Origin of the sequence: Sphingomonas yabuuchiae, from assembly GCF_001477495.1 — a bacterium.
GTDB classification, from domain to species: Bacteria; Pseudomonadota; Alphaproteobacteria; order Sphingomonadales; family Sphingomonadaceae; genus Sphingomonas; species Sphingomonas yabuuchiae_A.
The window spans coordinates 1-571 of the sequence record NZ_LDTF01000183.1 but is presented as its reverse complement, the minus strand read 5'-3'; the positions used below and the strand labels follow the sequence as shown (position 1 = coordinate 571).

Sequence of the window (571 nt, the reverse complement as noted above, 5' to 3'; positions counted from 1 at the left end):
GTGTGGATCGCGCTGCCATGGATCGGCGTGCTGGCGGTGGCTGTGGCGCTAATGCTGTGGCTGCTGCTGACCCGCAGCGGTCGGCTATCGCTGGCTGCCGCGCGCATCGGCATCGCCAGCCTTCCGCAGCGCTGGGGCGCGAGTTCGGTGATCGTGGTCGGCATCGCCGGTGTGGTCGGCGTGCTGGTGGCGATGTTGGCGATGGGACGCGGTTTTGAAGTCACGCTCAACAGCACCGGCGACGACACCACGGCGATCGTGCTGCGCGGCGGTTCGCAGGCGGAGACCAACTCAGTGATCACCCGCGACTTGGTGCCTCTGGTCAGCGCGCTACCCGGCATCGCCAAGGACGTGCAGGGTCGCGCGATGATCTCGCCGGAGCTGTCGCAGGTGGTCAACCTGGTCTCCAAGTCCGACGGCACCGACGTGAATGCGCAGTTCCGCGGCGTCGGCGAGCAGGGTTGGGCGGTGCACGACAAGGTTAAGATCGTCGATGGCCGGCGCTTCGGCACCGGCCTGCGCGAGATCGTGGTCGGCAAGGGCGCGCAGAACCAGTTCCGCGGGCTGGATG

The 571-nt window shown here is 68.0% G+C and carries 1 protein-coding gene; it reads left to right on the top strand.

What is annotated here, in order from left to right; translation table 11 throughout:
* Positions 1-571 (top strand): hypothetical protein (locus tag NS355_RS17970; RefSeq protein WP_209445141.1); only part of this gene is annotated, 571 nt, incomplete at both ends.